This is a genomic window from Serratia sp. C2(1) (assembly GCF_036352655.1).
GTDB lineage: Bacteria > Pseudomonadota > Gammaproteobacteria > Enterobacterales > Enterobacteriaceae > Serratia > Serratia inhibens.
Map to the genome: position 1 here is coordinate 926,278 of NZ_JAZFBA010000001.1, position 13,672 is coordinate 939,949.

A 13,672-nucleotide genomic window follows, 5' to 3' on the forward strand; every position below is an offset into this window, starting at 1 on the left:
TACCTATACTTTGGTATATCTATCCCTTTGTATAACTGGTCTTTTCTCATTCCTATTCCATAATCCTTTCAATTCGCGTCGCTCTGAAGGGCCGCGTACGTTGTGTCCGGCGGCTTTCCGCCTGAACCGGACGTCACAGACAGGAGGATCTATGGTTTCGCTGGGCAAAGCTGATTTGATACTGGTTAACGGGCAGTTTCATACTGTCGATCGCGAGAATCCACTGGCGGAAGCCGTGGCGATCCGCGAGGGCAAATTCCTCGAGGTCGGTACCGTCGCCGACGTGATGCAGCACCACTGCGAAGGCACGAAAGTGGTGGATCTGAAGGGGCACACCGCGGTGCCGGGGCTTAATGACTCACACCTCCACCTGATCCGCGGTGGCCTGAACTACAACCTCGAATTGCGCTGGGAAGGCGTGCCGTCACTGGCGGATGCCTTGCGGATGTTGAAAGATCAGGCACTGCGCACGCCATCGCCACAATGGGTGCGCGTGGTGGGCGGCTGGACGGAGTTCCAGTTTGCCGAACGCCGCATGCCGACGCTGGATGAGATTAACGAAGCCGCGCCGGACACGCCGGTGTTTATTCTTCATCTTTACGATCGCGCGCTGCTCAATCGCGCCGCACTGAGAGTGGTGGGCTATACCAAAGATACGCCCAACCCGCCAGGCGGCGAAATTCAGCGCGACAGCAACGGCAACCCGACCGGCATGCTGATTGCGCGCCCTAACGCCATGATCCTCTATGCCACACTGGCCAAAGGGCCGAAGTTGCCGCTGGAACAGCAGGTGAACTCGACCCGTCAGTTCATGCGCGAACTGAACCGTCTGGGCCTGACCAGCGCCATCGATGCGGGCGGCGGCTTCCAAAATTACCCGGAAGACTATCAAGTGATCGCCGAGCTGCACGAGAAAAAGCAGATGACGCTGCGCATCGCTTACAACCTGTTTACCCAGCGGCCGGGGCATGAACTGGAAGATTTCGAAAAATGGACCGACATGCTGACGCCAGGCCAGGGCAGTGACTTCTTCCGCCATAATGGCGCAGGTGAAATGCTGGTGTTTTCCGCCGCGGACTTCGAAGACTTCCTGGAACCGCGCCCGGATCTGGCGCCGGGCATGGAAGACGAGCTGGAGCGTGTCGTACGCCACCTGGTCGAGCATCGCTGGCCGTTCCGCCTGCATGCGACCTACAACGAATCCATCAGCCGCATGCTGGACGTGTTTGAAAAGGTCAACCGCGAGATCCCGTTCAATGGCTTGCACTGGTTCTTTGACCATGCAGAAACCGTGACCCAGAAAAACATCGATCGTATCAAGGAGCTTGGCGGCGGCATCGCCGTGCAGCACCGCATGGCCTTCCAGGGCGAATACTTCGCCGAGCGTTACGGCATTGAGGCTACCCGCCACACGCCACCGGTGGCCCGCATGTTGGAAACCGGCGTGCCGGTGGGGCTGGGGACGGACGCGACCCGCGTGGCCAGCTACAACCCGTGGACGGCGCTTTACTGGCTGGTTTCCGGCCGCACCGTGGGCGGCATGCAGATGTATGACGCCAATGCGCGTCTGGATCGCGACACCGCGTTGATGCTGTGGACGCAGGGCAGCGCCTGGTTCTCCAGCGAGCAGGGCAAGAAAGGGCAGATCAAAGCGGGCCAACTGGCGGATATGGCCGTGCTCAGCAAGGACTACTTCTGCGTGCCTGAAGAGGAGATCAAGGGCATCGAATCCGTGCTGACGGTGGTCGGAGGCGACATCGTTTATGCCGCCGGCGCGTTCGGGCCGCTCGCACCGCCGTCCATTCCGGTGTTGCCGGATTGGTCGCCGGTGGTGAAGGTGCCGGGTCACTATCGCAGCGCACCGCCGGTTGCGAACGCGCGCGTCGGCATGATGTCACAGGCGCATCACTGCAGCGGCCCTTGTGGGGTGCATACCCACAATCATGATATTGCCCGCGGTTCCAGCGTACCCGTTGCAGATGACAATGCATTCTGGGGCACGCTCGGCTGCAGCTGCTTTGCGTTTTAATCCCATGAAAACGTCATCTGCATTTTTCATCGCGCCCCGGATCGATCTGGGGCTGTTCTTCCTGCGCCTGACCGGCAGCCTGCTCTTGCTGCATGTGCACGGTTTGCCGAAGGTGTTTAATTTCAGCGAAGAACTGACACGCATCGAAGATCCTTTTGGCTTAGGGCCCTACATGAGCCTGTTGCCCGCCATTTTGGCGGAAGTGGTCTGCCCGGTGTTCATCATTCTGGGGGTAGGTACGCGTCTCGCCTGTCTGCCCATTATCGGCGTGCTGCTGGTGGCGATGCTGTTCGTGCACCCAGGTTGGTCCATCGCTGAAGGGCAGTTCGGCTGGATGCTGCTGATCATCTTTACCACGCTGGCGATAACCGGGCCGGGTAAATGGCGTCTCGGCGCAGGCAGGCCGCTGGAGAAGGCGTTATGACGCAGATTAATGATATTCACAGCGTCACAGCTGAAGCGCTGAAAGAGCCGCCGGGGGGGAATGCATCGCCGTGGCAACCGCTGCGCCAACGCGTGTTTCGCATGCTGTGGATAGCCACCGTCGTCTCCAATATCGGTTCATGGATGAACGATATTGGGGTGAACTGGACCATGCTGACGCTCAGTGCCGATCCGCTGTCCGTCGCCATGGTCCAGGTGGCCAGCAGCTTGCCGATGTTTCTGTTTGCGCTGCCTTCCGGGGTGATGGCGGATATTGTCGATCGCCGTAAATACCTGCTGTTTTCGCAGGTCTGGGTGTTTATCGCCGCGGCCGGGCTGACCCTCTTGTCGGTCACGGGCCACGTCACCCCTGGGGTGTTGTTGGTTGCGGCCTTCCTGCTGAGCGCCGGCGCGGCCATGAGCTCGCCGCCGTTCCAGGCCATCGTGCCTGATTTGGTCAGCAAAGATGAGATGGGGCCGGCCATTGCGCTCAATTCATTGGGCATCAACATCAGCCGCGCCATCGGCCCGGCGTTGGGCGGGCTGATTCTTTCCTTCGCCGGCCCCTGGATGGTGTTTTTGCTCAACGCCATCTCGGTGTTGGGCGTGGCCTGGGTGCTCTACCGCTGGAAGGCGGAACCGAGCGTTCAGCGCCTGCCGCCAGAGCACTTTTTCTCCGCCGTGCGCGCCGGGTTTCGCTATGTGCATGCCGCACCGGTTTTGCGCAATGTGCTGGTCCGTACGGTGGCCTTTTTCACGTTCGGCAGTGCGGGCTGGGCGTTGCTGCCGCTGGTCGCGCGGCGTGAACTTGGGCTTGGCCCGGGCGGTTACGGGATCATGCTGGCCTTTATCGGCGTAGGGGCGATTTTCGGTGCCGTGTTGCTGCCCCGCTTGCGTAAGTCCTTCAACCCGGATCGGCTGATGGTGCTGGCAAGCCTGATGTTTGCCGTCACGATGCTGGCGCTGGCGTTTGTCCGTCACGTCTGGCTGCTCAACGCGTTTGAATTTTTCACCGGCTTTTCCTGGATAGCGGTGCTGTCTACGCTGAACCTCGGCGCACAGCGCAGCGCGGCGAAATGGGTGAAAGCGCGCGCGTTGGCGGTGTATCTGACCGTCTTCTTCGGCTCCATGACCGCCGGTAGCGCCATTTGGGGGCAGTTGGCTTCGCATTATGGCATTCCTGTCTCGTTGTGCGTGGCCGCGTTGGGCATGGTTTTGGCCAGCACCACGGTTTACCGCTGGCGCCTGGATCAGGATCCCGACCTGAACCTGGACAGCAGTACGGAACATGGCGCCACGCCCGAGCTGGATGTGCGTCATGACCGTGGGCCGGTGATGGTGAGCTATGAATATTTGATTGCAGCAGAGGATACGCGCGCCTTCACGGTATGCATGCAGGACATGCGGCGCGTCAGGCGGCGCGGTGGCGCCATCAACTGGTCGGTGTATGAGGACGTTCTTCAGCCCGGCGTTTTCGTCGAGACGTTTGTGGTCGGTTCCTGGATGGAGTACCTGCGCCAGCAGGAGCGTTACACCATCAATGACCAGAAAATACAAAACCGTATTTGTGCCTTTCATCAGGGCGAAACACTGCCGCTGATCCGTTACCTGGTGGCGCCGGTGTAACCGGGGCCGTCAGTCTCTGAGTTTATTAAACCCACTGCCAAGAGGTCTGTTATGAGCACGATTAAAACGAACGACGGTACGCAGATTTACTACAAAGACTGGGGAAAGGGGAAGCCGGTGCTGTTCAGTCACGGCTGGCCGCTGGACGCGGATATGTGGGACAGCCAGCTAAACTTTCTGGCTGAACGCGGTTACCGCGCCATTGCGTTCGACCGCCGCGGTTTTGGCCGTTCGGAACAGCCCTGGACCGGCTATGACTACGACACTTTCGCATCGGACATCAATGAACTGATCACGCAGCTTGATCTGCAGGACGTCACGTTGGTGGGCTTTTCCATGGGCGGTGGCGATGTGGCCCGCTATATCGGCCGCTACGGCAGCGCGCGCGTGGCTGGCCTGGTGCTGTTAGGCGCGGTTACGCCGATGTTTGGCAAAAGCGAAACGCATCCGCAAGGCGTGGAGTTGTCCGTTTTCGAAGGGATCCGCGATGGGTTACGTAAAGATCGCGCCCAGTTCATCAGCGATTTCAACGTGCCCTTTTACGGCATCAATGCCGGCCAGACGATCTCTGAAGGCGTATTGACCCAGACCCTGAACATTGCTCTGCTGGCATCGCTGAAGGGGACCATTGAGTGCGTGACTGCGTTCTCGGAAACCGACTTCCGTGACGATATGCTGAAGATTGATGTACCTACGCTGGTGATCCACGGCAGCAACGATCAAATCGTTCCTATTGATGTCACCGGTAGAGTGGCCGCCGAAACGATCCCCGGCGCTGAACTGAAGGTGTATGACAATGCGCCTCACGGCTTTGCCGTAACGCATCAGGACCGGTTAAACGACGATCTGCTGGCGTTCTTGCAGGCTCGCTAAGCAAAATGGCTCATGTGCGGGGATCCCTGTATGCCTGCACATGAGCCGATTTGTCAGGATGCTTTGGACTTACTGAGATTTAACCGCTCGGCATGACGCACCAAATCCGCGAGAGAACGCACCTGCATCTTATCCATCACCCTGCGCCGATGTACCTTGACCGTAATTTCACTGACGCCCAGTTCCGCGGCAATCTGTTTATTCATCAAGCCTTTAATCGTCAGCTCCAGCACTTCCTGTTCGCGCGGCGTCAGCGTGAGGTGCCGCTGTTTCAGTTCATAATGCTCGCGCAACTGATCTGAATTTTCCGCGGCCAGATTGAGGGCTTCCTGAACCGCCTTCAGCAGGTCGGCAGAAGCGACGGGTTTGGTCAAAAACTCATGCGCGCCGGCTTTCATCGCCTGCACCGACAGCGGGATGGTGCCGTAGCCGGTAAGGAATATCACCGGCATTTCCCGACCGCTCGCTTTCAGCGCATCGGTTACCGCGAAACCATCACCGCTCGGCATGCGCATATCCAGAATGATGCAGCCGGGCACGGCGGGAAAGGTATGTGCAAGAAAGGCCTCTGCGCAGTCAAAATCAACGGCATTGTAGCCGGCAGAGTTTAATAGCCTGACAATAGATTGCCTGACCGAATGGTCATCATCGACGACATAAACGACATGTTCCATAGTTTGCCTCTGCAATTACGCCCTGAAACCGGGCATGTACCCAAGGGAACCCCACGCAGCCCGCCGGTTCTTCGGCCGGCAAATGCGCTCATGCTACCCCCTAATTAACCCGATCCGGATGTCAAAATGAAGACATCGCGGAGGATAATCAGGCTGCTCTGCGCCCGCAGGCCATTCAGGCTGGGTTCACACCCCAACGAAAAAGATAAAGAATTGAAGTTTAGACGATGAACACAGAGCGATCATCTCAGTGCGAAGGTCTGCTCATCGGTAAGCAGACCGGCTGAAACGATAGGCCAATTGAGAATAAAATGACCGTTTTTCTGTGAAAAATCATGTCATTATAGCTATAGTGTGTTCTTGCCGTAAAGGTGTTTACTGATACCTGAGAGCGAAAATGCAGATAAGCTGTCGGCCAGCCAGGGCAGGTAAATTCTCCACGGCATCAATCGGTTCCTTGGCCCCTCCGGGAAACCACTTGAACGCTATAAACCCTATGCGATACTGTATAAAAATACAGTTAAATAGGGTTGTTCATTATGCTGCATATTTCCGCTTGCGAAGAAAATAAAACCACGCCGGCATTGCCGCTGTTTGCCGATCCCGTGGCTTGCGGTTTCCCTTCTCCGGCGCAGGATTATGTGGAGGCCCGGCTGGATATCGGCAAACTGCTGGTGCGGCACCCCAACGCCACTTACTTTGTGCGCGCCAGCGGCGATTCGATGGTCGAAGGCAACATCAAGGATGGCGATCTGCTGATCGTCGACAGTTCACTGCGGGCGGAGCACGGGAACATTGTCATCGCCGCCATCGACGGCGAGTTCACGGTGAAGAAACTGCAGCGCCATCCCGATCTGCGCCTGCTGCCGATGAACCCGGCCTATTCGCCGATCGTCTTCGGTGACGACGACGCGCTGGAGATCTTCGGCGTGGTCACCTTTATTGTTTATGCTGCGCTGTGAGGGCGGGGTAAGCCATATAACGCCTAACCCCGGGAGGCGTTTTTGGCTGCTGAGCCGCCTCCCGGAAGTGACTGCGGGCATCCCTGCCTGTTCAGGAAAAAACTGTCAGAAATGCCATACCACGCCGGCATTCATACCGTTATCCTGATAGTTCTGAGATAACAAACCGGTGTAGTTGAGGGAAACGGCAACCGATTTTGTGACGTTGATTTCTGCCCCCGCCTTCATCACCATGCCGTCGCGTGAGGCTGCGACCGTGGCGGTATTGAAGGTGGCGTCAGTGCCGGCAAAACGCAAGCCGACTTCGCGCTCAGTCGCGTTGTACTGATGTTGCCAACCCAGTTCACCCCGCAGGGTAACGGCGCTGTCTTTACCGGTACTCCAGCGTTTGTCCGCGCGCATACCCAGGGTGGATAATGTTGCGCTGGTGCTCTGGCTGTCCGCTTTCAATGCGGCGGCACCGCCATTTTCCGTCATATCATCGCTACGGTAATTCACCCACGCCAGGTTGGCGAACGGCTCCAGATTGAACCAGGCATTGTCCAGACGGTAACCCGCTTCTGCGAAGATCTGGCCCGTTCCCGCGTTATAGCGCGCCTTGGCGTTATCGGACTGGCCGTAATACCCGATACCCCGAGAGGTTTCAATCCGGTGCCAGGTATAGGCGGTACCCGCGCGCAGGTTCAGGTTGTCATAGGTTTTGCCGGCATAGACCGCCAGATGATAGTTATCACTGTCGGCAGATGCGCCGTCTCCGTGCAATGAGGTGCGGGTGTAACCGGTGGCCAAGCCCAGACGCCAACGATCGGCCAGCTCATTATCCGCCCCGAGCAATACCCCAAAGGTAGAGTCGTGGAAGCCCGTGGCATTATCGTTGCCGCTGGCGTGCTCCCAGTTGCCCAACAAACTGACCCATGCGCCGTCCTCGTCTTGTTTGATGTCGCTGTTGTCCGCTGCGCCCTGAGTCTGGCGCAAACGGCCGTTAAGCGTATCCCGAACATAACGGCTGTTATTCACCAGCGCGGAGGCAGTATCCGCATGTATCTGCCCGGATAATTGACGATAGGCTTGACGCGCCAGTTCCACAGAAGGGGCTATCAGCAAGCTTTGATACACGGGGTGATCGGCCGGTAAGCGTTCAATTGCGGTCGCGAGGTTACGTTGATTGGCCGTGACGGCGACATCCGCAAAACGGGTGGCGTTACGTTGTAAACCCAATGAGAGGCTGGTGGGCTGATAGGCCAGGTCGGGCGTTAAAAACAGCCCGGCATCGGCAGGGCCAAATTGCCCGGTAATACCTTGCGCGGCAGTGAGCAAGGTATAACGCTGTGCCAGGATATTGCCGGCGGAGGATGGTGAAGCCAGCAGGTTTTGCCCCGCTTGCGGCACCACCGCAATCTCGCCACCGTTCAGTGTCGCCTGGCCATTGACCTGCAGCAAATCGCTGCGGCCGGCCTCAATGTCAGCCAGATAACGGGAGCCATTCTCCAGCGTCAGATCGTTATCAATCGTCAAGGTGCCGATGGAATTGCCGGGTGCTACCGAACCCCCTTTATTTGCCGTCAGCGTGCCGATATGCCCATTGCCGCTTACCAGCCCGCCTTCGCGCACCACAGTAGCGCCGGCGGCTTTACCGTTGGCGATAAAGAGCCCGTCAGCCGCGACATCGCTGGCTAACGTGCCGGTTTTGGCCAGTTGCAACGCAGCGCCTTTGGCAATCCGCGTCTGGCCGGCATAGTCATTATTCCCGCTGAGCGTTTGGCTACCGCCCGCTATTGTCAGGCCGCCTTTATAGTGCGTTCCGTCAGGATTGCCGAGATCAACGTCCGTGATACGGCCCGAGAAATTATCCTTCGCCTGACTCAACACCAGCGTTCTGTCCCCCAACGTGACTACGCCATTGCCGCTTAAGCTGCGGAGGGTGACGTTGTTCATGCTGTCTGGAACGCCCCACAGCGGATTGAAATTACCGTGTTCAGTGATGTCAAACCAACCGTTATTTTCCAGCGATGCGGAGTGGGCGAGGCTGCCGGGGCCGGTAAGGTATAACACCGCGCCCTTATTCACCCGGGTCACGCCGGTATAGGTGTTGATGCCGGTCATGTTGACCACCACATTCGGCATGAGCGTTAAGTCGCCGGCGCCGGAGATGGCACCCGCCAACCCCAGATAACCTTTTCCTCCGTTAGGATCCCCCGAGGGATCGCCGGCAGGGGCACTCATCAGATTTCCCATTTGCCTGGTCACGCGGTTAAGGTGCAATCCGCCGCCGTTGGCATCCGTAGAGAAATTATCGGCATTGACCACGAAAGGGGTAAACGCCGTAAGCTGATTTTGTAAATCATACATCACTGAATATTGAGCGAAAAAACCTAAACCCAACGTAATGTTCCAGGTTTCGGTGTCACTGCCGTCACGATCGATAACCAGGCGATCATCACGGCCTCCCTGCAGAGTGATCCCGTTGCCGACTTTCTGTCCATTGGCGTCGACAGGCTGAAGCGTCAGGGCGGTCACCGATGTGTTGTTTTCTCCCTCCTTATCAAATTTCACGCCATGCTGTTCGAGGATGTCGCCGAATTTTTTGCTGTCTATCGTTGCGTGAGTAGGATTGCCCGTATCGAATAAAATTGCGCCGCTCAGTGCCTCTGCGGGAAGCTCAACGGTGCTCGACTGACCATTGATATTGAGTGTGAAGGCGTATTTGAAGCGGCCTTCATGTTGCGATGACGCCGGTGCGCCAGAGTTGGGGAAATGGGTAATGTCGCCTTCACTGCGCGTCGGTGCCCAAGGGACCAGGGTATCAAACTGCGCCCGCAGGCTGGGGGTCAAATTGAGGATGGCGCAAGGCGCGCAACCCGGTGAACGCGTTGTCCCATTTTCATTGGCATTGTCATTACCGGCGACGATAAAACCGGTTTTCGTGATGGTGCTAAAGGGGCTGCCGCCATTGGGATTACCTTTTTCATCCGTAAAAAGAAAATCCCCTACGCCAAAGGTGCCGTAGAAGTGCTTTTCTTCTGTCGGTTTTCCTGTGGTAATGTTTTTTTCCGCAGCCAAATCAATATAGTAAGTTTTGTCCCCTATGACTTTAAAAGGCTTTTGATCTGCTTGCTGGGGGTGGTCGAGCAACAGATGTTCAACCTGGCCAATAACGTAGCCTTTATTGTTGCTGCCAGGCGTCGCTACCGGTATCGGGGTTGCATCATCGGTGTAATAGGTCAGGTCCGTTATTTGCTTGCGCTGTAACCAGTATCCCCCCCAGCCATTGTTGCCATAGAGATATTCGTATGCCTGATGCACATTCGGCCAGCGCGAGGTATCTTGTTGCCCGAGAACGGCGTTGAACTGATCCGAACCCGTATCAAAGATATATTTTTGTGCAGGGCCGCCGTTCACACCGACATTGATAGTGAGGCGGTTATCTAAATGCCCAAGGGGAATGTTGACTGGAGCCGGTGCCGCCAGAACATAAGATACCGGATGTAAAAGTAATAGCGAACTGACTACGAACTTCAATGGTTTGACTTTTTTTATCATTTCCATACCCCATAGTTGCAATTGATTGAAAGTAAAAGGTAAGTGGGAAAAATATTTCAAATTGTCTGGTAAAAATGCAGTCCGTCATTCTGATGATGGAAATTGGCTTTATTTTATTGTTTTGGCGGTGGTGTTGCATGTTCGTGTTTATCGAATAACGATGGAATCGAAAAAGCATTGCGCTAATTTATCGGGAACATGAATGTCTCGTGTCCATTTTAATACATTGTTTTTTTCTTCCGGCGACACATCACCGCCCCAGACATCGATAAATTTATTGTTTTTAAAGAATAATACGCCAGGGTCGGAGATGTCTGTTGCGGCAGAAATGGCAAGCCATTCGCTTTCGGCCAAAACCTGAGAGACTTCTATGGTGTTTAGTTTTATTTTTTGGGTAAGGGATTTTTGCACCAACTCCTGGTAGAAACCCATGTTGCCAGTATTGATGTCTTTCTTTAAAGACCCGCAATCTTGAGAGGATATTGCCATTTTAGCCATGAAAAATAATGACAGGGTTAAGGTTAATGCGCTTTTATTCATCTGAATGTCTCTGGCTTAATGCAGGGTGAATATGATTATAGATTATGATGATTAATTGAGTTTGTTGATTTTGAATTTGTTGATAATTATACGTAACGTATTGTTTTTATGATTTTTTTACCCATTTTTTTTTGCGGCTCGGTGGGCGATTATTGGATAAATCTATCGGGGTTTAAAGGGCGAAATGGGTGGCGGCAACGTATTCCGGGCTGGGTTGTAGGGCTGCAGGCCGGCGTTACCTGCGGACGCTTTAAAAAGGCGTGCCGCATTTGGATTCTCGCCCCTTAAGTAAGCTTGTTATTGATTTTCAATGGGTTATGCAATTCCATCCTCGGTTTTATCTGAAGTGAACGCCTGCGACAGCACATTCATAAATCATCTGCTAGGTTTAATGGAATTAAAAACTTCCATTTATCCTTGGATCTCAAGAGGGCAGTTTTGGTCGTTTACTCTAAGGCTCGTCTGCTGGGGTGCTGGTTATCTTATAATTAAAAACTATGGGCAGAGGTGATAGGCATGGTTCAGTTGGTCATGATTTTGCTGGGGGTCGATTATTTGCGTAACCGCTGGCGTGGGTTGATGATTGCCGGTTGGTTAGGTGTGTTGGCTGGCTTAATCATCTTCATCGATGCGTTGGATAACGCGATTTATTTCCCCTTGCATCCCTTTGCTTTCCTGTTGTTGGTCGAAGGCCTGGCAACGTTGATGGTTGCGCATACCGGCATCGGCGGGCAACGCACCTTGCGTTACGTAAAAGGAGGGGCATTTTCACTGGCTGCGGTATTGATCTTGAGCGGGCATCATCATGGTCATTTTATTTTATCGATGATTTTTGGCATTTTGTTTTTGACCGACGGGTTATTGCAAATCGTCACTGCTGGGGTTGTACGCTATAAAAACTGGAAGTTTGTGGTAGCCGGCGGCGTAATAGAAGTCATGTTGGCCATTTTCTTCTTTCAACCCTATCCGACCCATTATGTCGGCACCGTACCTTATTGTTTAGGGCTGGGATTGATATTCGGCGGGTGGAATATGGTTATGTTGGCGATGCGCGTCAAAAAACTGGAGGTCAACCCCGCGGTGTTGGGCAATACGGCCGCTGAGGAAGCCAGCAGTGCAGAAACGGCGCCGTTGGTCACGGAATGGGACGGCCCTCCGGCTGCCGATGAACCGGCACTGACCATACATGTCTGGACACCTGTGGGATCCTCGAAAAGTGCAGTAGTGCCGCATCCTGTCATTGATCGTTATATTGCTGCGGTGGATAAAAATGGGGTGATTTCCACCGGCCATGCTGCGCTGGAATCTCCGGAGGGCGTGTATATCAGCCTGTATCCGGCAGTCGATATTGACCGGTCGCCCGATCAATTTACCCGCTTGCTGCGAGCAACGGCAGATAATAACGTCGAAGGGCAGTTTCAACCGGATTATGTGACTGAATCAGAAAAATGGTGCCCTTCCACAATGCAGGTGCGGATCAGGAACTACGATGCTGAACGTTTGAAACGCTTCTGGGAAATCTATCGGGAAGACAACACCTATAACCTTACGCATCGTAACTGCTCAAGCAGTGTGGCGCGGGGCCTTGAAGCGGCGCTGGAAGGCGTGGTGGGCAAGATATGGGGGCAGCGTGGCCACTGGTGGGTGTTGAGTAAAATTCTCACGACGCCGGAGTTATGGGTGGCGGTACAAATACGTAAACGCGCAAAAACGATGGCCTGGACACCAGGGCTGACGCTCGACTACGCACGTGCATTAAGCATGTTGGCGGATCCCCGGCCGGCAGGCTGGATAACCACCATACGCCGCGCTCTAAAGAAAATGTTTTCTTTGCGCAAGCAATGGCGCGATGAAAAATCGCAGGGCACGATGGCGTCAACTGCGAGCAACGAACCCTCAAATGACAAAGGCAACTAGTTATATGGCCATGTTTTCGTGGTTGACCTCACCAGCGGCAAGCAACGAACAAGACTGGGTGTTGGAATACGCGCGGTTACCGCAGGTGGAATGGGGGGAGCAGGGTAAAATTGTACTGAGCAATATTCGCAATTTCAGATATCAACCTACCCGCGACGATTATGTGCCCGATTGGTACGATGCAGATATCGATATTAGCCAGTTAAAAACGGTAGATGTGGTCTCCTCTTACTGGTCAGGCAAGGCTATTGCGCATCTGTTTTTGAGCTTCGGTTTCGACGATGGCCGCCATTTGGCGGTCTCGATAGAAACGCGGCGTAGCCGCGACCAGCGATATTCGACCTGGCGCGGATTTTTTAAACATTACATGTTGACCTATGTGCTTGCCGATGAGCGGGACTTGATTGGCGTCAGAACCGATGTTCGCAAAGAGCGGGTTTATCTTTATCCCCTTCAGATTTCGCCAGATACGGCCCAGGCTCTTTTCCTGAGCTATTTGCAACGTATCGATCAACTGAGCCACCAACCCGAGTTTTATCACACGGTATTTAATAACTGCACGAGCAATATCTTGCATCATGCGACTGCGGTTTCTGCCGACATTCGCTATAGCTGGAAAGTCTTGGTCAGCGGCTATGCAGATAAATACATCTATGAGCTTGGCTTATTGGATACTAGCCTGCCTTTTGAACAGTTGAAAAAACGATGCCTCATCAAGAGGCCGGACGATGCCGTGATCAATGAGGATTTTTCGCGTTTGATTCGGGAGGGCGTTAAGAGGGAAAGTTGAGTGGCTCACTTTCCCTGCTTGTGATTCTGAAGGCAGGATGATTCCTGCCGTTATTTTTTCTTTTTGGCCTCTCTATCCATCATCTTTTGCTCATCCGCATCTTCAAGTTCGTCTTGTCGCATCAGGCAATTGGCATAGGCATCGGTCCCTTTGGTAAAACCATAACCATCACAAACTTTTTTATGGTTTTCCAGAGTCATCGCATCAAGCTCATCACTGATCCCACACCCTGATAAAAGTACCATTGAAACTGCAAGTAATACTGTTCGCATCATTCTTCTCCATTATTAAAGGCTTC

General features: G+C 54.5%; 11 protein-coding genes. 7 read left to right on the forward strand and 4 right to left on the reverse strand.

Annotated features, from left to right (window positions below; genetic code table 11):
- The first annotated feature begins 151 nt into the window (after positions 1 to 151).
- Genes V2S86_RS04240 through V2S86_RS04255 form a run of 4 tightly spaced genes read left to right on the forward strand, consistent with a single transcriptional unit; the run spans position 152 to position 4,951 of the window.
- Positions 152 to 2,029: an amidohydrolase gene (locus tag V2S86_RS04240; RefSeq protein ID WP_330761371.1), complete on the forward strand. Its 1,878-nt coding sequence runs from the start codon at positions 152 to 154 to the stop codon at positions 2,027 to 2,029.
- A 4-nt stretch (positions 2,030 to 2,033) separates the two neighbouring features.
- Positions 2,034 to 2,453, forward strand: coding sequence for a DoxX family protein (locus V2S86_RS04245; protein ID WP_330761372.1), 420 nt, complete (start codon positions 2,034 to 2,036; stop codon positions 2,451 to 2,453).
- Positions 2,450 to 4,078 (forward strand): MFS transporter, encoded by a 1,629-nt coding sequence (locus V2S86_RS04250; protein WP_330761373.1) that lies wholly within the window; start codon positions 2,450 to 2,452, stop codon positions 4,076 to 4,078. The genes V2S86_RS04245 and V2S86_RS04250 overlap by 4 nt, the downstream gene beginning before the upstream one ends.
- 51 nt (positions 4,079 to 4,129) lie before the next feature.
- Positions 4,130 to 4,951, forward strand: a complete 822-nt coding sequence (locus V2S86_RS04255; RefSeq protein ID WP_330761374.1) for an alpha/beta fold hydrolase — start codon at positions 4,130 to 4,132, stop codon at positions 4,949 to 4,951.
- A 53-nt stretch (positions 4,952 to 5,004) separates the two neighbouring features.
- On the opposite strand, the gene V2S86_RS04260 is transcribed toward V2S86_RS04255, so the two are convergent.
- Positions 5,005 to 5,625: a response regulator transcription factor gene (locus tag V2S86_RS04260; RefSeq protein ID WP_330761375.1), complete on the reverse strand. Its 621-nt coding sequence runs from the start codon at positions 5,623 to 5,625 to the stop codon at positions 5,005 to 5,007.
- Between the two features lie 539 nt (positions 5,626 to 6,164).
- Between V2S86_RS04260 and umuD the strand changes: the two genes are divergently transcribed.
- The gene (umuD, locus tag V2S86_RS04265) at positions 6,165 to 6,587 is read left to right on the forward strand and encodes a translesion error-prone DNA polymerase V autoproteolytic subunit (protein ID WP_330761376.1); all 423 of its coding nucleotides are present in this window, start codon (positions 6,165 to 6,167) and stop codon (positions 6,585 to 6,587) included.
- Positions 6,588 to 6,692: 105 nt separating this feature from the next.
- Here the strand turns inward: umuD and V2S86_RS04270 are convergent, their stop codons facing one another.
- Positions 6,693 to 10,127, reverse strand: coding sequence for an autotransporter outer membrane beta-barrel domain-containing protein (locus V2S86_RS04270; RefSeq protein WP_330761377.1), 3,435 nt, complete (start codon positions 10,125 to 10,127; stop codon positions 6,693 to 6,695).
- Positions 10,128 to 10,274: 147 nt separating this feature from the next.
- Positions 10,275 to 10,667 (reverse strand): hypothetical protein, encoded by a 393-nt coding sequence (locus V2S86_RS04275; protein ID WP_330761378.1) that lies wholly within the window; start codon positions 10,665 to 10,667, stop codon positions 10,275 to 10,277.
- A gap of 516 nt (positions 10,668 to 11,183) precedes the next feature.
- On the opposite strand from V2S86_RS04275, the gene V2S86_RS04280 reads away from it, so the two are divergent.
- Entirely contained in the window at positions 11,184 to 12,584 is a 1,401-nt protein-coding gene (locus V2S86_RS04280; RefSeq protein ID WP_330761379.1) for an HdeD family acid-resistance protein, read from the forward strand.
- A complete protein-coding gene (locus V2S86_RS04285; RefSeq protein ID WP_330761380.1) occupies positions 12,568 to 13,374 on the forward strand; it encodes an Lnb N-terminal periplasmic domain-containing protein in 807 nt (268 codons plus the stop codon). Before V2S86_RS04280 ends, V2S86_RS04285 begins: the two co-directional genes overlap by 17 nt.
- Before the next feature lie 50 nt (positions 13,375 to 13,424).
- On the opposite strand, the gene V2S86_RS04290 is transcribed toward V2S86_RS04285, so the two are convergent.
- Positions 13,425 to 13,649, reverse strand: a complete 225-nt coding sequence (locus tag V2S86_RS04290; RefSeq protein ID WP_145917166.1) for a hypothetical protein — start codon at positions 13,647 to 13,649, stop codon at positions 13,425 to 13,427.
- Between the last annotated feature and the right edge of the window lie 23 nt (positions 13,650 to 13,672).

What these genes read in the sequence shown, in the direction of transcription:
- V2S86_RS04240 (WP_330761371.1), top strand. Translation starts at nt 152, where the DNA reads ATGGTTTCGCTGGGCAAAGCTGATTTGATACTGGTTAACGGGCAGTTT.
- V2S86_RS04245 (WP_330761372.1), top strand. Translation starts at nt 2,034, where the DNA reads ATGAAAACGTCATCTGCATTTTTCATCGCGCCCCGGATCGATCTGGGG.
- V2S86_RS04250 (WP_330761373.1), top strand. Translation starts at nt 2,450, where the DNA reads ATGACGCAGATTAATGATATTCACAGCGTCACAGCTGAAGCGCTGAAA.
- V2S86_RS04255 (WP_330761374.1), top strand. Translation starts at nt 4,130, where the DNA reads ATGAGCACGATTAAAACGAACGACGGTACGCAGATTTACTACAAAGAC.
- V2S86_RS04260 (WP_330761375.1), bottom strand. Translation starts at nt 5,625, where the DNA reads ATGGAACATGTCGTTTATGTCGTCGATGATGACCATTCGGTCAGGCAA.
- umuD (WP_330761376.1), top strand. Translation starts at nt 6,165, where the DNA reads ATGCTGCATATTTCCGCTTGCGAAGAAAATAAAACCACGCCGGCATTG.
- V2S86_RS04270 (WP_330761377.1), bottom strand. Translation starts at nt 10,127, where the DNA reads ATGATAAAAAAAGTCAAACCATTGAAGTTCGTAGTCAGTTCGCTATTA.
- V2S86_RS04275 (WP_330761378.1), bottom strand. Translation starts at nt 10,667, where the DNA reads ATGAATAAAAGCGCATTAACCTTAACCCTGTCATTATTTTTCATGGCT.
- V2S86_RS04280 (WP_330761379.1), top strand. Translation starts at nt 11,184, where the DNA reads ATGGTTCAGTTGGTCATGATTTTGCTGGGGGTCGATTATTTGCGTAAC.
- V2S86_RS04285 (WP_330761380.1), top strand. Translation starts at nt 12,568, where the DNA reads ATGACAAAGGCAACTAGTTATATGGCCATGTTTTCGTGGTTGACCTCA.
- V2S86_RS04290 (WP_145917166.1), bottom strand. Translation starts at nt 13,649, where the DNA reads ATGATGCGAACAGTATTACTTGCAGTTTCAATGGTACTTTTATCAGGG.